General features: G+C 65.6%; 20 protein-coding genes and 1 tRNA gene. 15 read left to right on the top strand and 6 right to left on the bottom strand.

Going from position 1 to position 20,734, the window contains the following annotated elements:
• Positions 1-112 precede the first annotated feature (112 nt).
• The 5 genes from QX094_RS28935 to QX094_RS28915 all read left to right on the top strand — a co-directional run bounded on the left by QX094_RS28935 (position 113) and on the right by QX094_RS28915 (position 3,988).
• The gene (locus tag QX094_RS28935; RefSeq protein ID WP_315712541.1) at positions 113-1,399 is read left to right on the top strand and encodes an FAD/NAD(P)-binding oxidoreductase; all 1,287 of its coding nucleotides are present in this window, start codon (positions 113-115) and stop codon (positions 1,397-1,399) included.
• Positions 1,396-1,836: a thioredoxin TrxC gene (gene trxC, locus QX094_RS28930; protein ID WP_315712540.1), complete on the top strand. Its 441-nt coding sequence runs from the start codon at positions 1,396-1,398 to the stop codon at positions 1,834-1,836. Before QX094_RS28935 ends, trxC begins: the two co-directional genes overlap by 4 nt.
• Before the next feature lie 61 nt (positions 1,837-1,897).
• Complete coding sequence (locus QX094_RS28925) at positions 1,898-2,101, top strand: DUF2892 domain-containing protein (protein WP_315827454.1); 204 nt, start codon at positions 1,898-1,900, stop codon at positions 2,099-2,101.
• A gap of 37 nt (positions 2,102-2,138) precedes the next feature.
• Positions 2,139-3,584 (top strand): cytochrome c oxidase accessory protein CcoG, encoded by a 1,446-nt coding sequence (gene ccoG / locus QX094_RS28920; RefSeq protein WP_315712537.1) that lies wholly within the window; start codon positions 2,139-2,141, stop codon positions 3,582-3,584.
• Positions 3,585-3,781: 197 nt separating this feature from the next.
• Complete coding sequence (locus QX094_RS28915) at positions 3,782-3,988, top strand: hypothetical protein (protein ID WP_315712536.1); 207 nt, start codon at positions 3,782-3,784, stop codon at positions 3,986-3,988.
• A 22-nt stretch (positions 3,989-4,010) separates the two neighbouring features.
• Here the strand turns inward: QX094_RS28915 and QX094_RS28910 are convergent, their stop codons facing one another.
• Positions 4,011-4,649 carry a helix-turn-helix domain-containing protein gene (locus QX094_RS28910; RefSeq protein ID WP_316184823.1) on the bottom strand — a complete coding sequence of 213 codons (639 nt, stop codon included), beginning with the start codon at positions 4,647-4,649 and terminating at the stop codon, positions 4,011-4,013.
• 264 nt (positions 4,650-4,913) lie between these two features.
• On the opposite strand from QX094_RS28910, the gene QX094_RS28905 reads away from it, so the two are divergent.
• The 8 genes from QX094_RS28905 to QX094_RS28870 are packed head-to-tail and all read left to right on the top strand — an operon-like array spanning position 4,914 to position 13,299.
• Positions 4,914-5,774 (top strand): xanthine dehydrogenase family protein subunit M, encoded by an 861-nt coding sequence (locus QX094_RS28905; protein ID WP_316170523.1) that lies wholly within the window; start codon positions 4,914-4,916, stop codon positions 5,772-5,774.
• The gene (locus QX094_RS28900; RefSeq protein ID WP_316164653.1) at positions 5,771-6,304 is read left to right on the top strand and encodes a (2Fe-2S)-binding protein; all 534 of its coding nucleotides are present in this window, start codon (positions 5,771-5,773) and stop codon (positions 6,302-6,304) included. Before QX094_RS28905 ends, QX094_RS28900 begins: the two co-directional genes overlap by 4 nt.
• Positions 6,301-8,676 carry a xanthine dehydrogenase family protein molybdopterin-binding subunit gene (locus tag QX094_RS28895; protein WP_316184824.1) on the top strand — a complete coding sequence of 792 codons (2,376 nt, stop codon included), beginning with the start codon at positions 6,301-6,303 and terminating at the stop codon, positions 8,674-8,676. Before QX094_RS28900 ends, QX094_RS28895 begins: the two co-directional genes overlap by 4 nt.
• Positions 8,677-8,700: 24 nt before the next feature.
• Positions 8,701-9,951 (top strand): ABC transporter substrate-binding protein, encoded by a 1,251-nt coding sequence (locus QX094_RS28890; protein ID WP_315827459.1) that lies wholly within the window; start codon positions 8,701-8,703, stop codon positions 9,949-9,951.
• A 10-nt stretch (positions 9,952-9,961) separates the two neighbouring features.
• A complete protein-coding gene (locus tag QX094_RS28885) occupies positions 9,962-10,834 on the top strand; it encodes a branched-chain amino acid ABC transporter permease (protein WP_315712531.1) in 873 nt (290 codons plus the stop codon).
• The gene (locus tag QX094_RS28880) at positions 10,834-11,835 is read left to right on the top strand and encodes a branched-chain amino acid ABC transporter permease (protein WP_316184826.1); all 1,002 of its coding nucleotides are present in this window, start codon (positions 10,834-10,836) and stop codon (positions 11,833-11,835) included. Before QX094_RS28885 ends, QX094_RS28880 begins: the two co-directional genes overlap by 1 nt.
• Positions 11,832-12,587, top strand: coding sequence for an ABC transporter ATP-binding protein (locus tag QX094_RS28875; protein WP_315749871.1), 756 nt, complete (start codon positions 11,832-11,834; stop codon positions 12,585-12,587). Before QX094_RS28880 ends, QX094_RS28875 begins: the two co-directional genes overlap by 4 nt.
• Positions 12,580-13,299 carry an ABC transporter ATP-binding protein gene (locus QX094_RS28870; protein ID WP_315712527.1) on the top strand — a complete coding sequence of 240 codons (720 nt, stop codon included), beginning with the start codon at positions 12,580-12,582 and terminating at the stop codon, positions 13,297-13,299. Before QX094_RS28875 ends, QX094_RS28870 begins: the two co-directional genes overlap by 8 nt.
• 20 nt (positions 13,300-13,319) lie before the next feature.
• Here QX094_RS28870 and eutC read toward each other — a convergent pair whose 3' ends face one another.
• Both eutC and QX094_RS28860 read right to left on the bottom strand, forming a co-directional pair.
• Positions 13,320-14,111 carry an ethanolamine ammonia-lyase subunit EutC gene (eutC, locus tag QX094_RS28865; RefSeq protein WP_315749872.1) on the bottom strand — a complete coding sequence of 264 codons (792 nt, stop codon included), beginning with the start codon at positions 14,109-14,111 and terminating at the stop codon, positions 13,320-13,322.
• A complete protein-coding gene (locus QX094_RS28860; protein WP_316184827.1) occupies positions 14,111-15,496 on the bottom strand; it encodes an ethanolamine ammonia-lyase subunit EutB in 1,386 nt (461 codons plus the stop codon). Before QX094_RS28860 ends, eutC begins: the two co-directional genes overlap by 1 nt.
• Before the next feature lie 264 nt (positions 15,497-15,760).
• Between QX094_RS28860 and QX094_RS28855 the strand changes: the two genes are divergently transcribed.
• Positions 15,761-16,105 (top strand): Lin0512 family protein, encoded by a 345-nt coding sequence (locus QX094_RS28855; RefSeq protein ID WP_315712523.1) that lies wholly within the window; start codon positions 15,761-15,763, stop codon positions 16,103-16,105.
• Positions 16,106-16,895: 790 nt separating this feature from the next.
• Here the strand turns inward: QX094_RS28855 and QX094_RS28850 are convergent.
• The gene (locus QX094_RS28850) at positions 16,896-17,054 is read right to left on the bottom strand and encodes a hypothetical protein (RefSeq protein ID WP_316184828.1); all 159 of its coding nucleotides are present in this window, start codon (positions 17,052-17,054) and stop codon (positions 16,896-16,898) included.
• Between the two features lie 186 nt (positions 17,055-17,240).
• On the opposite strand from QX094_RS28850, the gene QX094_RS28845 reads away from it, so the two are divergent.
• Positions 17,241-18,221: a glycerophosphodiester phosphodiesterase family protein gene (locus QX094_RS28845; RefSeq protein WP_316184829.1), complete on the top strand. Its 981-nt coding sequence runs from the start codon at positions 17,241-17,243 to the stop codon at positions 18,219-18,221.
• An 83-nt stretch (positions 18,222-18,304) separates the two neighbouring features.
• Here the strand turns inward: QX094_RS28845 and QX094_RS28840 are convergent, their stop codons facing one another.
• Together QX094_RS28840 and QX094_RS28835 are read right to left on the bottom strand one after the other, a co-directional pair.
• Positions 18,305-19,645: a TROVE domain-containing protein gene (locus QX094_RS28840; protein WP_316184830.1), complete on the bottom strand. Its 1,341-nt coding sequence runs from the start codon at positions 19,643-19,645 to the stop codon at positions 18,305-18,307.
• A gap of 176 nt (positions 19,646-19,821) precedes the next feature.
• A tRNA-OTHER gene (locus QX094_RS28835) sits at positions 19,822-19,896 on the bottom strand.
• Between the last annotated feature and the right edge of the window lie 838 nt (positions 19,897-20,734).

Below are 20,734 nucleotides of genomic sequence, written 5' to 3'. Positions count from 1 at the left end.
CGTTAATTTTCATAGTTGCGTATATACAGATATTCGAATATATAGTCAAGGCCGGCGGCGGCGCCGCGGTGACATGAAGCAAGAATGAATCAAGTGCGGATGGAGGATCCCAATGGCGGAAATCGTGGTGATCGGGGCGGGGCTGAGCGGCTCGCTGATGGCTTATGAAATGTTGCCGCAACTGAGGAAGGAGGATCGCGTGACCGTCGTCTCGCAGGGCTCCTCCTATCATTTCGTGCCATCCAACCCCTGGGTGGCCGTGGGCTGGCGCAAGCGCGACGAGATCGAGATCGATCTGGTCGACGTCATGCAGCGCAAGGGCATCCGGCTGCTGACGCAGGGCGCCAAGCGCGTGCATCCGGCCGAGAACCAGGTCGAGCTGACGGACGGCGGCATGGTGGCATACGATTATCTCGTCGTCGCCACCGGTCCCGAACTCGCCTTCGACGAAATCCCGGGGCTTGGACCCGATGGGCATACGCAATCCGTGTGCCACGTCGACCACGCCGCTCATGCCAAGGCGGCCTTTGACAGGCTCGCCGAGAAACCCGGGCCCGTGATCGTCGGTGCGGTACAGGGCGCCTCATGCTTCGGCCCCGCTTACGAATTCCTGTTCATCCTGGAAACCGAGCTGCGCCGGCGCAAGATGCGCGATCAGGTGCCGATGACCTTCGTGACCTCCGAGCCCTATATCGGCCATCTCGGCCTCGACGGCGTCGGCGACACCAAGGGTCTGCTGGAAAGCGAGATGCGCGAAAAGCACATCAAGTGGATCACCAGCGCGCGCGTCACCAAGGTCGAGGATGGCCGCATGTTCGTGGAGGAGGTCGCCGACGACGGCACCGTCCGCAAGACGCACGAGCTACCGTTTGCCTATTCGATGATGCTGCCCGCCTTTCGCGGCGTGGGAGCCGTCCGCGGCATCGACAAGCTCACCAATCCCCGCGGCTTCGTCGTCGTGGACAAGCATCAGCGTAATCCGACCTTCCCCAACGTGTTTGCCATCGGCGTCTGCGTTGCGATTCCGCCGATCGGGCCGACGCCGGTGCCGGTCGGCGTGCCCAAGACCGGCTTCATGATCGAATCGATGGTGACGGCGACGGCCTTGAACATCGGGGCGCTGCTGCGCGGCCAGGAGCCAAAGGCCGAGCCGACCTGGAACGCGATCTGTCTTGCCGATTTCGGCGATTCCGGCGTCGCCTTCCTGGCCCAGCCGCAGATCCCGCCGCGCAACGTCAACTGGTCGTCGAAGGGAGAGTGGGTGCACTATGCCAAGGTCGCCTTCGAGAAGTACTTCCTGCGCAAGATGAGGCGCGGGACGCCCGAGCCGTTCTACGAAAAGTTCCTGCTCGACCGGCTCAACATCGCCAAGATCAAGGAAGTCAGGACCGGCACATGAGCAACGGTTTGCAGATCGTGTGCGGCCATTGCGGGCAGATCAACCGTCTGCCCGCGGACCGGGCGCCGACGCAGGGGAAATGCGGCAAGTGTCATACGCCGCTGTTCAGCGGCCATCCGATCGAGGTCGACCAGGCCGCGTTCGAACGCCATGTCGCGCATAGCAGTCTGCCGCTGCTCGTCGACGTCTGGGCGCCATGGTGCGGCCCGTGCCGCGCGATGGCGCCGATGTTCGCGCGCGCTGCGCAAGAGCTGGAGCCGCGTGTGCAGCTTCTGAAGCTGAACTCGGACGAGGCGCCGGAGGTGTCGGCGCGGCTCGGCATCTCCGGAATTCCGACCATGCTGCTGCTGCAGCAGGGGCGGGAGCTGGCGCGAATCTCGGGTGCGATGGACTCGCAACGAATCGTCGCCTGGACACTGTCCGGCCTGCGGCAGTAGCCGTACGGCCGGGCCGGCACTTGCTTGATTACGCTCAAATGCAACCATGAAGGAGTATGTCATGAACGTCGACAAAGCAGTTCTCACCTTCGCGGGCGTCGTCGTCCTGCTCAGCCTGACGCTGGGCTGGTACGTCAGTCCCTACTGGTTCTTGCTGGCGGCCTTTGCGGGCGTGAACATGATCCAGGCCTCGTTCACGGGCTTCTGCCCGGCGGCGATCGTCTTCAAGAAGCTGGGGCTCAAAAGCGGCAACGCGTTCTCCTGAATCGGTCGGAAGGACGGCAAGATGAAGCGGGGATATCATGGCTGACTCGGACGAAACCTATATCGTCGGGCCGCTCTACAAGGCGCGCGACAAGGTCTATCCGGCGGCCGTGCACGGCCGCTTCCGGCGCATCAAGTGGACGATCCTGTGCATCACGCTCGGCATCTACTACCTGCTGCCCTTCGTCCGCTGGGATCGCGGACCCGGCATGCCGAACCAGGCGGTGCTGGTCGATTTCCCGCATCGCCGGTTCTACTTCTTCTTCATCGAGCTGTGGCCGCAGGAGGTCTACTACTTCACCGGCCTGCTCATCATCGCGGCGGTCGCCCTGTTCCTGATGAACGCGGTCGCCGGCCGGCTGTGGTGCGGCTATCTCTGTCCGCAGACGGTGTGGACCGACCTGTTCTACGCCGTCGAGCGCTGGGCCGAGGGCGACCGCCGTGAGCGCATGCTCAGCGACAAGCGCGGCTGGACCTTCACCCACATCCGCCAGGCCGCGCTGAAGCATTTCCTCTGGATCATGATCGGCTGGTGGACCGGTGGCGCCTGGGTGCTGTATTTCGACGATGCGCCGACCCTGGTGAAGGACCTCGCCACCTTCCAGGCGCCGTTCACCGCCTATCTCTGGATCGGCATCCTGACGGCGACGACTTATGTGTTCGCCGGCCACGCTCGCGAGCAGGTCTGCATCTACATGTGCCCGTGGCCGCGCATCCAGGCGGCGCTGACCGACGAGTGGGCGCTCAACGTCACCTACAAGGGCGACCGCGGCGAGCCGCGCATGTCGGTCAAGAAGGCGGAAGCTGCACGGCTGCAGGGCGCACCCGCCGGGGATTGCATCGACTGCCATCAATGCGTCAACGTCTGCCCGACCGGCGTCGACATCCGCCACGGCATCCAGCTCGGCTGCATCCAGTGCAGCCTGTGCATCGATGCCTGCGACAGCGTGATGACCCAGATCGGCCGTCCGACGGGCCTCATCGGTTACGACACCGACATCAACGTCCAGCGCCGCAAGGAAGGCAAGCCCGAGATCTACCGGATCATCCGACCGCGCACGATCATCTATGCGACCTTCATCGCGATCGTCGGCGGGATCATGCTGTACTCGCTGGTGACGCGCGGCACGATGGGCATCAACGTGCTGCATGAACGTAACCCGCTGTTCGTGCAGTTGTCGGATGGCGGCGTCCGCAACGACTACACGGTTCGTCTGCTCAACAAGCGCGGGCCGCGCGACTTCGTGCTGGACGTCGTGGGGCTTCCGAACGCCAAGGTGACGGTGGCCGGCGAAACGCGCGAGCAGGACGGTCGTATGGTGATCGACGTCGGCCAGGATCAGACCCGCGAGATCCGCATGTCGATCGAGGCCAAGGGGGCCGACCTTCCCTCGGCGCCGGTGGACATCGAGATCAAGATCACGGATCCGGCGACCGGGACGTCGGTCAGCAAGCGCGATCACTTCGTTCCGGGGACACGATAGAGCAGCGTCGTTCGATCGCCGACTGTAAGGCGTCGGCGACATTCTGTCGGCTCATCGGGATTGATCGAGGGAGGAGCAGGTCGCTCCTCCCTCGATTGCTGAGTCCGGTTGTTCCAAATCAATGCCGGCTCGAAGCCGCAGGCAGAGCATTCTCGCGTCAAGGGATCGGAAGCTTTCCTACTGACGGAGAAAGACAGATGTTCAAGGTCGCAATTCTCATCTGGGTCATGCTGGGCACGGTGCTGGCAGGCAGCGCGGTGACGGCATTGTTGACGGTGCAGGGGCTGGTCGCGAGTCCGATGAAAGACCTGCCGTTGGCGGCGCTGGTCGGATTCGTCGTCGCCATGCCGCTATCCTATCTCGTCGCCGCGAAGATCAAGGGCGGGCGCGGCCGGACGGCGTGACGGTCATCGACGACGGGCCGGATCATCGTGCCGGTCCGGCCTGATCGTCGCGCAGGAGCCGAGGGAGCGCCAGCCTGGCGCCGTCCATGAAGAGGTCGATCGCATCACGCACGGTTTGCTCGAGATCTGATGGAACCGGTGTCTCGTAGATGAACTTTCGGATCGCGAGATAGAAGATGCGTCCGTGCAGTCCCCAGAACATCTCCGTCTCGCGGCTGCCGAGAGGGTAGGTGGCGGCGTCTGGCAGCTGCAGTTCATGCCGCAGCTCGATCGCGGCAGGCTCGATGATCTCGTGCCGGACGAGGTCGAGATAGCGGCCGGTGATGCCGAACGACTTCATGCCGGAGAACACGAAGATCCGCACCCAGTTGTATTCGAACACGCGTGCCACGTAGTCGAGATAGAAGCCGGTCAGTCGCGTCTTGAGTGGATGGCTGCGATCGCGGATCAGCGGGCCCCAGTCCTGCGACCAGCGGCTAAGATAGACCTCCTGATAGACGCGCTCGATCAGGGCTTCCTTGCTGGGGAAGTGCCGGTAGATCACCGAATGCGCGATGCCCATGCGCTTGGCGAGCTCCCGCGTCTGGCCTTCGAAGCCGCGCTCGGCGAAAAAGCGGATCGCTTCATCCACGATCACGCGCTCGCGGTCGGCGGCGCGCATGTTGCGGCGCCTCGCCTGAGGACGGTTCTCGGACCTGCGCGGGCGTCCATCAACTCGGCCTGTTGTCTCAGCGCTCGCTGTCTTCGGGGTCCTAGCCATGGTCTCTATCGATTGCGGCGACAGTCTGCTTGATAGCCGAAAGCTGATTTGTGACCAATCGTTCGTTTCTGGTTGACCGCGGTGCCGCTGCGTGCAACTCTTTTGAGACCAGATGGTCACAAATTTGGGAATCCGGGCTGGCGAGCCCTGGCGGTGAGGAAACGGATGAAAGCGAGGGCTTTCAGCTATTTTCGTGCACACACGATCGGCGAGGCGCTCGAAGCTCATGCGGGCGCCGGCGACGATGTGCGTTTCATTGCTGGTGGTCAGAGCCTGGTTCCGGCGCTGGCGTTGCGTCTTCAGGCCCCGCGAATTCTGATCGATATCAACCACATTGCAGAGCTGCGCGGCATCACGCGGGACGGCGAATGGTTGCGGATCGGCGCCTTGACCCGGCACTGCGAGATGCTGACCGATCCGCTGATCGCTGAGTTTGCGCCGCTGTTGCGCGCCGCAGCCCCGTTCGTTGCGCATCCTGCCATCCGCAATCGCGGGACCTTTGGCGGCAGTGTCGCGCTGGCCGACCCAGCCTCCGAGTTTCCGGCGATGGTGCTGGCGCTCGACGCCGAGATTGAGATTGCCGGCGCGTCCGGCCGGCGCCGCGTCAAAGCCGATGACTTCTTCACCGACCTTTTCGAGACGGCGATCGCGCCCGGCGAGATCCTCGTCGCGGTTCATGTTCCTCTCTTCCAAGCGGGCCAGCGCATTGCGTTCGATGAGCTGGCCCGCCGGCGCGGCGACTATGCACTGGTCGGTTGCGGCCTGCTCGCGACCTGCCAGGGCGATCTGATCGAGCGCATAGGCATTTCATTCTTTTCGGTCGGCGACGTCCCGACCCGTGCGAGGCATGCGGAGACAGCGCTCACCGGCAACCGGATCGATGCTGCACGGATTGCGGCGGCGCAGGCTGCGCTCGACGCCGATCTCGCGCCCGCTGACAGCGACGATGTTCCGGCGGCGATGCGTCTGCATCTGGCGCGCGTTCTGCTCGGCCGGCTGCTGGGACGGATCGGAGAAGCCGCATGAGCCCGCCGGTCGACATCGAGACCGAGGAGCAGGTCCGCATTCGCCTCATCGTCAACGGCCGCAAGGTGGCGTGTGACGTCGCGCCTCGCGACACGCTGGTGGATTGTCTTCGCCAGCAGCTCGAGCTGACCGGCACGCATGCCGGTTGCGAGATGGGGGCCTGCGGCGCCTGCCTGGTTCAGCTCGACGGCGCTGCCGTGCATGGCTGCCTGATGTTCGCCGTGCAGGCCGATGGCGCGCGGATCGATACGATCGAGGGGCTCTCGGAGAGCGGCGTGATCGCCGACCTGCAAGCCGAGTTTCATCGGCGCAATGCGCTGCAATGCGGGTTCTGCACGCCGGGCATGCTGATCACCGCTCATGAGCTGCTGACCCACGTGGCACGGCCGAGTCGCGAGACCATTCGCGACGCGCTCTCGGGCAATTTCTGCCGCTGCACCGGATATGAAGCGATCGTCGACGCCATCGCCGCGGTCGCCGCGGCACGGGCAGCAACGGCATCGCAGGGCGCGGAGGGCTCGTCGCCATGAGCCCGCCGCTGACGTCGCTGGACCGCCCGAATTCCTATATCGGCCGCTCCGTGCCGCGACCGAATGCGAAGCGACTGCTCGCCGGACGCGGGCGCTATGTGACGGACATTCGCCTGCCGCGCATGCTGTATGCCGCCTTCCTGCGCACCCCGTATGCTCATGCACGGATCACCGGCATCGAGGTCGATGCGGCGCGGGCGCTTGCGGGCGTGCATCTGGTTGCGACCGGCGCCGATCTGGCGAAGATCTGCACACCGTGGACCGGGACGCTCGATCATTTCAAGGGCATGACGTCCGAGCCGCAGCTGCCGTTGCCATTGGATCGCGTCGTCTGGGCTGGGCAGGCCGTGATTGCCGTGGTCGCCGAGAGCAGGGCGATCGCGGAGGATGCGCTGGAGCTGATCTCGGTCGACTACGAGGAGCTGCCGGCGGTGGTCGATCTCGACGCCGCGCGTCGGCCGGGGATGCCGCTGGTCAATCCGGTTGCGGCGTCCAACATCTGTTTCCGCACGCAGCTCGACAGCGGCCGCGTCGATGAGGCCTTCGCGTCGGCCGCGCATGTGATCGAGGAAGAATTCAGCTTCGGCCGTCATACCCCGGTCACGCTCGAGCCGCGGGCCATCGTCGCGGACTATGATTCCGAGAGCGGCGCGCTGACGGTGCACCACGCCACGCAGACGCCCTACCAGTTCCAGGATCTGTACGCTCGCCACTACGGCATCCCGGAAGCCAGCGTGCGCGTGATCGCGCCCGATATCGGCGGGTCGTTCGGCATGAAGCTGCATGTCTACCACGAGGACATGGCGGTTGTCGGGCTGTCGATCCTGCTCGGGCGCCCGGTCAAATACGTCGCCGATCGCATCGAGTCCTTCGTGTCGGATATTCATGCCCGCGATCACCACGTCCGCGCGCGCATGGCCGTCGACGCCGACGGCAAGATCCTTGCCATGGACGTCCACGATGCCACGGCGATCGGCGCGTTCTCGACCTATCCGCGCACCAGCGTCGTCGAAGGCAATCAGGTCATCCGCCTGATCGGTGCGCCGTATGATTTCAAATCCTACCGCGCCGCGCTCGAGGTCGTGTTCCAGAACAAGGTGCAGACCAGCCAGTATCGCGCGGTTGGACATCCCATCGCCTGCGCGGTCACCGAGCGCATGGTGGATCTCGCTGCTGCCCGCGTCGGGCTCGATCCATTCGCGATGCGCGCCAGGAACGTGATTGTCGACAGCGCCTATCCGACGGCATCGCCGACCGGCTACAGGTTCGAGGCGCTGTCGCACGAAGTCTGCCTGCGGCGGCTGCGCGGGATCATGGACTATGACGCGCTCCGCGCCGAGCAGGCCGAGCTGCGTCGGCGCGGCATCTATCGCGGCATCGGCATTGCGACCTTCGTCGAGATCACCAATCCGAGCCCTGCGTTCTACGGCGTCGGCGGCGCGCGCATTTCCTCGCAGGATGGCGCGACCGTCAGCCTGACGCCGTCGGGCGAGGTGCGCTGCGCGATCTCCGTGACGGAGCAGGGACAGGGCACCGAGGCGATCATCGGCCAGATCGTCGCCGACCAGCTCGGCCTCGCCCAGGAGCACGTCAAGATCATCACCGGCGATACCGAGGTCACGCCACATGGTGGTGCGACCTGGGCCTGCCGCGGTGCGGGCATCGGTGGCGAAACGGCGCTGCAGGCCGCGCGGAAGCTCAAGGCGAACATTCTGGAGATTGCCGCGCTGGTGCTGCAGGAGCAGCCCGCCGCGCTCGACGTCGTCGACGGCCAGATCACCTCTGTCGCGACGGGGCAGCCGCGTATCCCAGTCGCCGAGATCGCGCGCATCGCCTATTTCCGGTCCGACACCTTGCCACCGGGCACTCAGGCGCAGCTGACTGTCAGCCATCATTTCGCGCCCCAGGGCTACCCCTTTGCCTTCACCAACGGCATCCAGGGCTGCTACCTCGAAGTCGATGTCGAGACCGGCTTCATCAAGCTGCTGAAGCACTATGTCGTCGAGGATTGCGGCCGGATCATCAACCCGATGCTGGTCGACGAGCAGTTGCGCGGCGGTGTCGTGCAGGGTCTTGGCGCTGCGCTGTTCGAGGAGTGCCGTTACGGTGAGACCGGCCAGTTGCTCAACGGGTCGATGGCCGACTATCTGGTGCCGATGGCGATGGAGATGCCAGACATTACCATCGATCACGTCGAGACGCCGACGGCGGACACCATTCTCGGCGCAAAGGGCTGCGGTGAGGCTGGCACCGCGGCCGCGTCGGCCTGTGTGCTGAATGCGGTCAATGATGCGCTGATGCCCTTCGGCGCTTCCATCAACACCATTCCCATCACGCCTGCGCGCGTGCTCAAGGCGCTCAACCGGTTCTAAGAAAAACGAATGAGGGAGGAGATCATGCCAAACTACGAGACAAGGCTGCGACGCACAGGAATATCCCGCCGTACGGCGCTGATGGGGATGTCGGCAGGTGTCGCCACGCTCGCGATGCCGCGCCTGGGACGCGCCGCCGATGACACCATCCGGATCGGCTTTCCGACGCCGCTGACCGGTCCGTTCGCCGCCGAGGCGCGTGACCAGGTCAAGTGCGCCGAACTCGCCGTCAAGCTGGTCAACGACAAGGGCGGCGTCGCCGGCCGCAAGGTCGAGCTGCTTGTGCGCGACGACAAGCTCAACGCCGGCGAGGCGGCGACGCGGACGCTCGAGCTGATCGAGAAGGACAAGGTGCACGCTATCGTCGGCGCGCTCTCCAGCGCCGTCCAGCTTGCCGTCAACGAGGTGACGCGCGCTCGCGGCGTGATCTACGTGTCGATCAGCCAGTCCGACACCATCAACGAGGTCAAGGATTTCAGCAAATATACCTTCCACGAGGCGCTGAACCCGCACATGACCACGGCGGCCGTGGCCCGCCAGACCATCAAGAAGGGCATGAAGGTCGCCCATCTCGTGGCCGACTATGCCTATGGCCATGAGATGCTGCGCGGCTTCAAGCGGGCGCAGACGGCGATCGGTGCCGAGAGCGTCGGCGAGATCCTGCATCCGTTCGGTGCGGCCGACTATTCGACCTTCATGCCGCGGCTGATGTCGCTGCGGCCGGACGTGCTGTGCATCAGCAATTTCGGCCGCGACCAGGCCAACGCGATCAAGCAGGCGGTGGATTTCGGCATCAAGCAGCAGATGAAGATCGTGGTGCCGGTGATCCTACACAATCAGCGCCTCGCCGTCGGGCCCGACGTGTTCGAGGGCGTCGTCGGCGGCGCCAACTATTATTGGGGTCTTGAGACACAGAACAAGACCGCGGCCGAGTTCAACAAGGCGTTCCGGGCCGCCAATGGCGGCGCGATCCCGACCGACTACGGCGCCTATGGCTACTCCGGCGTCGGCTCGCTGCTGCAGGCGATGCAGGCCGCCGGTGGCACCGACACCGATAAGGTCATCGCGGTGCTGGAGGGGCTGCAATACGATCTGACCAAGGGCCCGCAGCATTACCGCAAATGCGACCACCAGTCGGTGCAGTCGGTGCTTGTGCTGGAATCCAAGAAGAAGTCGGCGATGGCGAGCGAGAACGACCTGTTCGCGATCGTGGCCAGCGATCCCGGGGCGGACGAGATGCTGCGCAGCTGCGGCGAACTCGGCCACGCCACCTGATCCTGATCGCATGGACCTCTCGCTGATCATCATGCAGCTGTTTTCCGGCATCGCCCTTGGGGCGGTGCTGGTCATCACTGCGCTCGGCCTGACCATCGTGTTCGGCATGCTCGGCGTGGTCAATTTCGCCCATGGGGCGCTGTTCATGATCGGGGCCTATGCCGGTCTGTATCTGGCATCGCTGACCGGCAGCTTCTGGTGGGGCTTGCTGCTCGCCCCAATTCTGGTCGGCGCGTTCGGCATGCTGATCGAACTCGTCCTGGTCCGGCGCCTGTATGGCCGGTCGATCGATGATCCATTGCTGCTCACCTTCGGTCTCAGCTACATCCTGGTCGAGGGGGTGCGCATCGTGTTCGGCAGCGACGGTATTCCGTTTCCGACACCGTCCCAATTGATCGGCGTCGTCGATCTCGGCGTCGGCTTCTTCCCCAAATATCGTCTGTTCGTGATCGCGCTGGTCGCCGTCGTGCTGCTGGTGCTCTGGCTGATGCTGGAGAAGACCCGGGTCGGCCTGATCGTGCGGGCCGGCGCCCGTGATCCCCTGATCATGCGGGTGCTCGGGGTCGACATCGGCAAGGTGTGGCTCGCGATCTTCGGCCTCGGCGTCGGCCTTGCCGCGCTCGGCGGGGTGCTGGCGGGACCCATGCGCAGCGTCAATCCCGAGATGGGAACGCTGGTGCTGGCCGAGGCCTTCGTCGTCACCGTGATCGGCGGCCTCGGCTCGATCGTCGGCGCCGTGGTCGCGGGGCTGATGGTCGGCATCTGCATCAGCATGGTCGCGCTGTTTGCGCCCGAGATGGCGACGATCGTGATGTTCGCGCTCATGGCCGCGGTCCTGCTGATCCGGCCACAGGGTCTGTTCGGCCTCAAGGGGAGAGCGTGATGACGGTGCATTCGACCGGCGAAGCACCGCCGCTTCCTCAGGCGCAGCGCCTCTTCGCGCTTCTCGCGGATCACCGCGTGCTGGTCTCGCTGGTCGCGCTGGCGCTGCTGCCCTGGCTGCTGCCGTCGAAGGCGCTCGCCGTGAACGTCCTGATCTATGGCGTCGTGGTGATGGGCTACAACCTCCTGTTCGGCTACACCGGGCTGCTGTCGTTCGGCCACGCCGCCTTCTTCGGCACCGGCGCGTATCTGACCGGCATCGCCATCGGCCGCTGGGGCCTGCCGTGGTTTGCCGCAGTGCCGCTGGCGATCGCGGCGAGCATGGCGCTCGCCGCATTGATCGGAACGATCTCGACGCGCACCCGCGGCATCTATTTCTCCATGGTCACGCTCGCGCTGGCGCAACTCGTCTACTACGTGGCGCTGCAGGCCTCCTCCTTCACTGGCGGCGAGAACGGGCTGCGCGGCTTCACGGTCGACCACATCGGTCTGTTCGGCGCGCAGGTCAACTTCCTCGATCCGGTGAACAAATATTACGTGCTGATGGTGCTCGCGGCGATCGCAATCTGGGTGCAGTCGCGCATCCTCAACTCGCCATTCGGCGCGGTCATCGAGGCGATCCGCGAGAACGAGCAGCGCGCGCGGGCCTGCGGCTACGACGTCGAGCGCTGCAAGCTGATCGTGTTCATGCTGTCGGGCGCCATCTCCGCCGTCGGCGGCTGCATGTCGGCCCTGCATTTGTCCATCGTTCCGCTCGACATCCTGCACTATCAGACCTCCGGCATGATCGTGATGATGGTGCTGCTCGGTGGCGCACGCAGCTTCTTCGGGCCGTTCGTCGGGGCCGCGGTCTTCCTGATCCTAGAGGACGTCGTGTCATTGTGGACGCCGCACTGGCAGATCGTGGTCGGCGCCATCTTCGTCGTGTTCGTGCTGTTCCTGCCCAAGGGCATCTGGGGCACGTTCCTCGATGTGCTGCCGCTCGCGAGGCAACGCCGATGAGCACCGAGTTATTGCGCGCGGATGGGATCGGCCGTCGCTTCGGCGGCTTCGTCGCGCTCGAAGGCATCTCAGTCGCGTTCGCGGCCGGTGAGCTGACCTCGATCATCGGCCCGAACGGGGCAGGCAAGAGCACCTTCTTCAACATTCTCTCCGGCACGCTGTCGCCGAGCAGCGGCACCCTGCGGTTCAAGGGCCGCGAGCTGAACGGCCTGCCACAGCATCGCTTCGTGCATCAGGGCATCTCGCGCTCGTACCAGATCACCAACATCTTTCCCGATTTGTCGGTGCACGAGAATGTCCGGGTCGCCGCCCAGGCCATGCGGGTAAGCTACGACATCTGGCGCAAGCGCGCCGATCTTGCCGAACTCCGCGAACGCGCCGATGCGGCCCTGATGGCGGTCGGCCTGATCGGCAGGTGTGGCGAGCTCGCGAAGTATCTCGCCCACGGCCAGCAGCGCGCGCTGGAGATCGCCATTGCGCTGGTCTCCGAACCGGAGCTTCTGCTGCTCGATGAGCCGACCGCGGGCATGGGGCCGGAAGAGACCAAGGAGATGGTGGCGCTGCTGGAGCGGCTGGCGGAGAAGCGCACGGTGCTGCTGGTCGAGCACAAGATGAAGATGGTGCTCGGCCTGAGCCAGCGGGTGCTGGTGCTGCATCACGGCCGGCTGCTCGCCGACGGTCGTCCTGAGGACATCCGATCCAACCCCGACGTGCGCCGGGTCTATCTGGGACAGAGTGAAGGCTATGGCTGAGACCGCGTTGCTCGAGCTCGACGGCCTCCAGGCCTGGTATGGCGCCAGCCACGTCCTGCACGGCATCTCGCTGCGCGTGAGCGAGGGCGAGGTGGTCGCGCTCGTCGGCCGCAACGGCGCCGGCAAGACCACGACATTGCGCACCGTCATGGGGCTGATGCCCCGGGCCGCGGGGCGCGTGCGCTTTGCCGGCCATGATCTGCTGCCGCTTGCGGCCCACAAGCGCTTTCATCTCGGGCTCGCTTATGTTCCGGAGGAGCGCCGCATCGTGCCGGGCCTGTCGGTGCGCGAGAACCTGCGGCTTGGGCTGGTCGCCGCCAGCGCCGATATCGAGGAGCGCGCGGCGTTCGCCGAGGTTGCGGAGACCTTTCCACGATTGAACGAGCGGCTGGATCAGGAGGGCGTCACGCTGTCGGGTGGCGAGCAGCAGATGCTGGCGATCGCGCGGGCCTTGATCGCGCGGCCGCGCATGGTTCTGCTCGACGAGCCGTCCGAAGGCATCATGCCGGTGCTCGTCGAAGAGATGGGCGTGCTGTTCCGGCGATTGCGCGACCAGGGCAAGACGCTGCTGTTGGTCGAGCAGAACGTCGAATGGGCGCTGCGGCTCGCCGATCGCGCCGTCATCATCGACCAGGGCGAGGTCGTGCATGAGAGCAGCGCCGCGGCGCTGCTGGCCGACAAGGATATCCAGGACCGCTATTGCGCGGTGTGATGTTTCGGACTGCGCCGGCATCATGACGCGCCATCTCCATCCGGCGCCGGCAGCTGCGGCAGCCGGGCGAGGCTGACGCCGGCGGCCTGGTGGAGGAACATGCGCTGGATCAGTTCGGCCGCCTGGCTCGCCGCATCCGCCGGTGCGAGGCCGCCCTGGCGGACGTTGGAGATGCAGTTGCGTTCGGCATCGACGCGGCCCCGGCGCGGCATCCAGGTGAGATAGAGGCCAAGGGAATCGGCCGCGCTCAGGCCCGGGCGCTCGCCGATCAAGATGATCGAGGCCGACGCGCCGAACAGCTCGCCAACATGATCGGCGAGCCCGACGCGGCCCTGCGAAGCAACGATCACCGGCGACAGCCGTCTGCCGGTTGCAGCCAGGCGCGGCATCAACATGTCGAGCACGGGCAGGGCGTTGACCTGGACCGCGCGGCTGCTCAGGCCATCAGCCACCACCAGCACGATGTCTGCCGGCGCGCGCGGCTCGGACAACAGCGCTTCCGACGCCGGCGACAGCAGGCGCCCTGCATCGGGACGCTGCAGATAGGTCGCGCGATCGGCAGCGCGGCTGTGCACGGCAAGGGCCGGCCAGCCATGCGCGGTCGCCTCGGCGGCAAAGCGCTCGGCGTCGAACGGCTTCAGCACGGCATCGCGCGCTTCGGCGTGGGCAGCCTGGAAGGCGAGATGTGCCGATGTCGGCAGGCCAGGACCGCAGCGTCCCAACGCGATCCGCGCTTCGGTATAGCGTGACAGCCAGCGCCAATCGTCCGATGACGACGTTGCCGGCGAGTCGCTCTTGTCGGAGCCGCCCATCACTTGGCCTCCAGCAGCGGCAGCGCCGGCATCAGCCGCGCCGGCTCGAAGCGCAGCTCGCCTTTGGCATCGCTGAGGCCGGTGGCCGCGAGCCAGGTCTCGAACTCCGGCGCCGCGCGCTTGCCGAGCACCTTGCGCACATAGAGCGCGTCATGGAACGAGGTGCTTTGATAGTTCAGCATGATGTCGTCAGCGCCCGGCACACCCATGATGTAGGTGCAGCCGGCGACGCCAAGCAGGGTCAGCAGCGCATCCATGTCGTCCTGGTCGGCTTCGGCGTGGTTGGTGTAGCAGACGTCGCAGCCCATCGGCAGCCCCAGCAGCTTGCCGCAGAAATGATCCTCCAGGCCCGCGCGTATGATCTGCTTTCCGTCGTAGAGATATTCCGGACCGATGAATCCGACCACGGTGTTCACGAGCAGCGGCCGATAGCGCCGCGCGACCGCGTAGCAGCGTGCTTCCAAGGTCTGCTGGTCGACGCCGCAATGGCCGCCGGAGGAGAGCTCGCTGCCCTGTCCGGTCTCGAAATACATCACGTTGCCCCCGACGGGGCAGCGCTGCAGGCCTTCGGCCGCGGCGAGCGCCTCGTCGAGCAGCGACAGCGTGATGCCGAAGCCGCGATTGGCCTCCTCGCTGCCGGCCAGCGACTGGAACACGAGATCGACCGGCGCGCGGCGCTCGATCGCCTTCAGCGCCGTCGTGACATGGGCCAGCACGCAGGACTGGATCGGTGCATGCGAGGCAAGCCGCAAGGTCTCGATCAAGTCGAGCAGCCGCACCATCGTCTCGACGTCGTCGCTCGCCGGGTTGATGCCGATCGTCGCGTCGCCGACGCCGTACATCAGCCCGTCGAGGATCGAGGCCGCGACGCCCTTGGGATCGTCGAGCGGGTGGTTGGGCTGCAGCCGTGTCGACATCCGGCCCGGCAGGCCGATGGTGCAGCGGAAGCGCGTCACGACCTCGCATTTCGCCGCGACCGTCACCAGGTCCTGCAGCCGCATGATCTTGCAGACCGCAGCAACCATCTCCGGCGTCAGCCCTGGCGACACGCCGCTGAGTGCATCTGCGTCGGCCGCATCCGACAGCAGCCATTCGCGGAAGTCGCCGACCGTGAGGCTTGCGACGGGAGCGAACGCCTTGCCGTCATGCTGGTCGACGATCAGCCGCGTGACCTCGTCGGTCTCGTAGGGGATGACGGCCTCGTTGAGGAAATGGCGCAGCGGCAGCTCGGCGAGCGCCATCCGTGCCGCCACGCCTTCGGCGGCATCCTCCGCGGCGAGGCCCGCCAGCACGTCGCCCGAGCGCAACGGCGTTGCCTTCGCAAGCAAGGTTCTGAGGTCGTCGAACCGGTAGCGCGTGCCGCCCAGCGTGTGTGAAAAACCCATTGGCGTTCTCCTTCAATGTTCCTCGTGGTCAGCCATGCCTGCCGGATCCGGCCGATGGATCGCCATCACGGGAAAGACGGGGAGGAACATCATTCGAAGACCTTGTTCTCAGGTTCGTCCAGCGCATCATCTTGCACGATATATGTCGGCATCAGATGACCATTTTCTGTGGCGGGGGCGCTTGATGTCCACCCGGCTTGCGTCGGCCGCGCCGTTGGCTAAGGTCGCATGGCGTACGAGGCAAGCAACCGAGGGAAACACGACATGGCGCGCGTCCGCTGTATCACCGAGATGGGCATGGGCGTCGACGTCCACGGCCGCGACGCCACCAAGGCGGCCAAGCGCGCGGTGTCGGACGCGATCCGCCATTCCAGCCTCGGCTTCTTCCGCATGGTCGGCAAGACGCCGCAGGACATGTTCGTGGACGTCACCATCGGCGTGCCGAACCCGGAGGCTGTCGACACCGCTGCAGTGGCCAAGGAGCTGCCCTATGGCACGGTGACCGTGACCGCGGTCAAAGGCGGGCTGGAGATTGCGGCCGAGGCCGGCAGCGACGCCATCATCATCGCCAACGCGGCGGTGCTGGTCCATCTCGACGACGGCAAGTGACGCTCACGTGCAGGGGTCATGCGCGTGGCGTTCTGATATGAATGTCAAACAGCATGTCATCGCGATCCCGCGGCGCGTTGCGCGCCCGGGTGATGATCGTACGGTGTCCCTCTTTGAACAGAGGGCGCAGGGAAGGCCGGGTATCCGCTGATACCCGCGGCCCCCGTGCGTGAAGAAGTGCACGGGGCAGGAACCACAGGCTCAGCCGGACGATCCCGGCCTTCCCTGCGCAACGGTTTTCCGGCTTATACGTGCTCTCCTCGGGGACCGGGCTTTGTTGCCCCCGTCGCCGGCCGATCATCATCTCAGCCGGCTTGACCTCAGCATCGGGAGGCCAGGACCACACGATTTCGCCGGCGTATCCTGCCGTTCGTCCGCACGGCAAGGCCATGCTGCGGCAGAGCTGCGCCCATCGCATCCCGCCTCCACGTTCGTGACGATCGCGAAGCGCCCCTCATGGCGAGGCGGGACGGGCGCAGTGTTTCATAGATTCCGAAAAAGCGAAAGGGAAATCTGGCCTGCGTTTGACTGACACCGGCGAACGCATTGAGAGCTTTGCCGGAAAAAATCTCCGGCGTGAGTCCGCGAAAGGCTGATCCGATGTCGCGGCTGCGACTCGCCGCGCGAATCCACGCCCTTTGAGTCGCCCGACGGGCAAGTTCCGTTGCTCGGGAGATCGTTCCGGGCATGGCGACACGACGGTTGCGTCCGTCCTTCGAACGCCACGGAACGGCGCGTGCGCGCAGGGTCAGCTCGAAATGAGTTCGCCGGATCGCGCCGGTCCAGCTCGTCAGGGCAGGCGGATCTCGGTTTCGCCATCGGGCCCGATGAGCGTCAGAACACCGGACGCGCCCTCGCCATTGCCGAGATATCGATAGCTGTCCAGGGTATTTGCGTGGGGAATGCCGAGGAGTCCTGGAAGCTCCGACAATCGGTCTTCGGCGAACATGAATGGCTTGGCGGCGGACGACGCAACGACGCCTGCAGCAGCCAGCCGAAGTTCGGCGACGACCGTTCTGATGCAGGCTCGCGATCGGCGTGCCGGATGCAAGAATGCGTGATCCCCGCGCGAGAGCTTTTGCACCCACGAGGGTTGGACGCAATTCGGCTCGAATCGTCACGGAATTGGCGGGGTATGAGCAGATTCTGGAAATGCGCCGGCGTGACGGCATTGCTGTGCGTCGGCTTCATGTTCGTCAACAACACCAGCTTGCTGGTGTCGAAAACTGCTGGACAGGCGATCGTTCTGGCTCATCGCGGTTTGTCACAGCAGTTCGATCGCACCGGCCTGACGAGCGAAACCTGCACCGCGGCGCGGATGCTGCCGCCGACGCATGAGTATCTCGAGAACACCATCGCCTCGATGCACGCCAGCTTTCTGGCCGGCGCCGATATCGTGGAATTCGACGTGCACCCAACCACCGATGGCCAGTTCGCGGTGTTCCATGACTGGACGCTCGACTGTCGCACCGATGGCAAGGGCGTCACGCGCGAGCATGCGATGACGGCGTTGCGGCAGCTCGATATCGGTTATGGCTACACCGCCGATGGCGGCCGCACCTTTCCATTCCGCGGCAAGGGCGTCGGCCTGATGCCGTCGCTGGACGAGGTGCTCGCAGCCTTTCCGGACAAGGCTTTCCTGATCAACGTCAAGAGCAATGATCCGGCGGAAGGCCGACTGCTGGCGGATGCTCTGGCGCGCTTGCCTGGCGCGCGACGGGCGCGACTGACGGTCTATGGCGGCGACGCGCCGATCGCGACGCTCAGGGCGTCTCTGCCGGATCTCAAGGTCATGTCGCGCGGCATGCTGAAGAGCTGCCTGGTCCGTTATCTCGGCTATGGCTGGACCGGCCTGGTGCCGTCCGCGTGCCACAACATGATGGTGCTGGTCCCGATCAATGTCGCGCCGTGGCTGTGGGGCTGGCCGGACCGATTCCTCGCGCGCATGACGCGCGCCGAAAGCAGCGTCTTCGTCGTCGGCTCCTATAGTGGTGAGGCGTTCTCGGCCGGGCTGGACACACCGGACGACATCGCCAGGTTGCCCAAGAACTTTACCGGCGGCGTCATGACCGACGAGATCGAAACCGTGGCGCCGCTGCTGAAGCAGACGCCTTGAAGCAAGCAGCGCAAGTCGGCGCCGAATGTGCCTGGTTAACGGAAGACCCGGGCGCGTCCGTGACGCGTCCGGGTCCGTTGTCGTCAGTGCAGGGTCGCGCCGCGCAGAGTCTCCTCATGCGCCGCGATCCAGGCGATCACGGCCTCGGAGAAGCCGTCGACCCGCGTCCAGGGTCCGTAGCCGACCCCGTGCTGGTACGACGCCACGTTGACCATGGTCCCGCGCGCCTTGGGCGCCGGCACCGCATCGTGACTCTGCTCGTCGGTGAAGACGATCAGGCGGTCTCCCTTGCGGTCGACCTCGCCCACCGCACGCCCGAGATAGGTCCCGGAATGCGGCTGCGATCCGAGGATCGCGTCGCGCAGCGCAAAGCCACGCCGCGGCGGCACCTTCACGACCTTGTCGCTGAACGTGAAGATCTCCACCTCGTCGCAGACCTCGCGGGCCAGGATCGCCAGCCCGCACGCCGCGTCCGCGCGCGTCATCTCCGACTTCGCCGACAGCGATGCGAACATCGAGCCGGAGACGTCGATCAGCAGCCGCGTGCGGCCCGGAAGCCGCGCGTAGCCCTTGATCGACCGGAGCATCGCGGCCTCGAGCTCGGGCTCGAAGTCCGGCGCGTGCCGGGCCGCCGTGATGAACCGATACGGCAGGATCCTGTCCGTCCGCATCGTTTCGATCGCGGCCGCGATAATCGACCGCGACACCCCGGCCTGTTGCATCAGGCGCAGGTTGCGCAGCAACGCCAGCGCTCCGAGCCGCTTCTCCGAGAGCAGCCGCTCGAAGCTCGCGCGCTTGTCCGCACCGGCCGAGAGCGCGACCTCCCAGGTGTCGGGTGACGGCAGCCCGCCATCGGCGAGCTGCTTCCACACCGCCTCCTGCGCGGCGTCCCTGGGCCGAGCGTGCACCAGGAACAGCACGTCGCGAAGCCGCACCGGTCCCTCGCGGTCATACTTCGCGAGCTGATAGGCGTCGAACTTGGCGAACGCCTTCGCCAGCCCCTTCTTGACCTGCGCCGAGACCGGCTGCCGCTTGCGCTGCTGCTGCGGACCCAGCGAATCCGCCCAGTAGATCGCCAGCAGCTCGGTCATCTCGTCCGGCCGCTGGATGATGCGCGACAGCGTCTCGGCGACCAGCGCACGGTGCGTGGGCAGCCGCGCCATCTCGCGGGCGACGAGCAGCGGCGCATGCCGCAGCTTCATCTCCTCGCGTGTACGGACCGCGAGCTGAGCCACCTCGCGCGGCTCGACCAGCGGCACCAGCGCCTTGATGCGCTCGGCGATCGCGATCCCGTCCTCGTAGAACTGGTCCTCCCACAGCAGGCAGCTCATCAGCGTGCGCTGCAGCGCCTGCTCGGGCGCGAGCTGCCGGGACGGCGCACCCTCATGGGTGAAGGCGCGCAGGAACTTGTTGAGCCTGACCATGATGGCCTCCTCTCTGGGTTGATGATGGATGGAATGGCCGGAGCACCGGCTGTCACGCATGATCTCGTCTCGGAGACCATGCGCGGCAGGGGACCACGCGCCGGGAACGGGCGAATGCTGAGTTCCGCTCCACTGGCATGGAGCGGATAGTGCTCTGCCGCTGAGCTACCGGCGCATGGAACGCCGGATGGGAGTCGAACCCACGACCTCTCGATCCGCAATCGAAGTATCAGCACTCTTCACCACGGCGCGTGGAAGAAGGCGGCGCAGCAGGTAGCTGCGCCGTAACGACGTGACCGCCTGTTCGATGAGGGTCACCGGTTGAGATGGATCACGAGCCGGGAACAGGCGACGACTGAGACCCGGTCGCTGAGAGACCGGACAGCGCTCTGACCTCTGAGCTACCGGCAGGACACCGGGCGGGAGTCGAACCCGCGACCTCTGGCGTGCAAGGCGAAGTAACAGTCGTCTTCACCACGGCTCGTGGATACGTTCGGCGGGGAATAAGCGATGCTGTCGCTGCCCCAATGGGGCGCTCGGTTTCAACGAAGTAACAGACATCTTCACCACCGCCTTGGCCGCCCGGCGGTCACCGAGTGGCGTTGATGGCATGCTGGGGAACAGGCGGTCTCGGCGATCAATGACGCCAACGCAGGTCATCCGAAAGAAGAACAACCGCAACCCGCGACACGACGGCCCTCGCATGGCCGCCTCCACGGTACGTGACGCCATAGGCGGGATTCGAACCCGCATCACCAATGGCACGAAGGAGCCGACACCTTCACCACCAGCAGCTCCCGGCCGCAAGCGGCCGGGAATTCAAATAGCTTGTCTGCGGCGCTCTTCGGCGCCGCATGTTGCGAGCTCCTTGAAGCTCGCTCTGTCATCGGTGTCCGGCGTTGCCGCCTCGTTCCCTCCGACAGGCCCCGCGCGCTCGGGCCGCGCGCATCACCTGCGCGAGCCCCGGGATCCGGGTCTCCCTTTCCGGCCCAAGGCCGGGACTTCCGTTGGTTTCGCCGTGCAGCCGGTTCGCCTGAGGGCAACAAAAAACCCTCCGGAGCGGCTGGCTCGGGAGGGTCCGTGTGATGC

It is taken from the genome of Bradyrhizobium sp. SZCCHNS1050 (genome assembly GCF_032484785.1).
In the GTDB taxonomy this organism is placed as follows: domain Bacteria; phylum Pseudomonadota; class Alphaproteobacteria; order Rhizobiales; family Xanthobacteraceae; genus Bradyrhizobium.
Note: the sequence above shows the minus strand (reverse complement) of the source record. Positions and strands in the feature narration are given on the sequence as shown.

What these genes read in the sequence shown, in the direction of transcription:
- QX094_RS28935 (WP_315712541.1), top strand. Translation starts at nt 113, where the DNA reads ATGGCGGAAATCGTGGTGATCGGGGCGGGGCTGAGCGGCTCGCTGATG.
- trxC (WP_315712540.1), top strand. Translation starts at nt 1,396, where the DNA reads ATGAGCAACGGTTTGCAGATCGTGTGCGGCCATTGCGGGCAGATCAAC.
- QX094_RS28925 (WP_315827454.1), top strand. Translation starts at nt 1,898, where the DNA reads ATGAACGTCGACAAAGCAGTTCTCACCTTCGCGGGCGTCGTCGTCCTG.
- ccoG (WP_315712537.1), top strand. Translation starts at nt 2,139, where the DNA reads ATGGCTGACTCGGACGAAACCTATATCGTCGGGCCGCTCTACAAGGCG.
- QX094_RS28915 (WP_315712536.1), top strand. Translation starts at nt 3,782, where the DNA reads ATGTTCAAGGTCGCAATTCTCATCTGGGTCATGCTGGGCACGGTGCTG.
- QX094_RS28910 (WP_316184823.1), bottom strand. Translation starts at nt 4,649, where the DNA reads ATGCGCGCCGCCGACCGCGAGCGCGTGATCGTGGATGAAGCGATCCGC.
- QX094_RS28905 (WP_316170523.1), top strand. Translation starts at nt 4,914, where the DNA reads ATGAAAGCGAGGGCTTTCAGCTATTTTCGTGCACACACGATCGGCGAG.
- QX094_RS28900 (WP_316164653.1), top strand. Translation starts at nt 5,771, where the DNA reads ATGAGCCCGCCGGTCGACATCGAGACCGAGGAGCAGGTCCGCATTCGC.
- QX094_RS28895 (WP_316184824.1), top strand. Translation starts at nt 6,301, where the DNA reads ATGAGCCCGCCGCTGACGTCGCTGGACCGCCCGAATTCCTATATCGGC.
- QX094_RS28890 (WP_315827459.1), top strand. Translation starts at nt 8,701, where the DNA reads ATGCCAAACTACGAGACAAGGCTGCGACGCACAGGAATATCCCGCCGT.
- QX094_RS28885 (WP_315712531.1), top strand. Translation starts at nt 9,962, where the DNA reads ATGGACCTCTCGCTGATCATCATGCAGCTGTTTTCCGGCATCGCCCTT.
- QX094_RS28880 (WP_316184826.1), top strand. Translation starts at nt 10,834, where the DNA reads ATGACGGTGCATTCGACCGGCGAAGCACCGCCGCTTCCTCAGGCGCAG.
- QX094_RS28875 (WP_315749871.1), top strand. Translation starts at nt 11,832, where the DNA reads ATGAGCACCGAGTTATTGCGCGCGGATGGGATCGGCCGTCGCTTCGGC.
- QX094_RS28870 (WP_315712527.1), top strand. Translation starts at nt 12,580, where the DNA reads ATGGCTGAGACCGCGTTGCTCGAGCTCGACGGCCTCCAGGCCTGGTAT.
- eutC (WP_315749872.1), bottom strand. Translation starts at nt 14,111, where the DNA reads ATGGGCGGCTCCGACAAGAGCGACTCGCCGGCAACGTCGTCATCGGAC.
- QX094_RS28860 (WP_316184827.1), bottom strand. Translation starts at nt 15,496, where the DNA reads ATGGGTTTTTCACACACGCTGGGCGGCACGCGCTACCGGTTCGACGAC.
- QX094_RS28855 (WP_315712523.1), top strand. Translation starts at nt 15,761, where the DNA reads ATGGCGCGCGTCCGCTGTATCACCGAGATGGGCATGGGCGTCGACGTC.
- QX094_RS28850 (WP_316184828.1), bottom strand. Translation starts at nt 17,054, where the DNA reads ATGTTCGCCGAAGACCGATTGTCGGAGCTTCCAGGACTCCTCGGCATT.
- QX094_RS28845 (WP_316184829.1), top strand. Translation starts at nt 17,241, where the DNA reads ATGAGCAGATTCTGGAAATGCGCCGGCGTGACGGCATTGCTGTGCGTC.
- QX094_RS28840 (WP_316184830.1), bottom strand. Translation starts at nt 19,645, where the DNA reads ATGGTCAGGCTCAACAAGTTCCTGCGCGCCTTCACCCATGAGGGTGCG.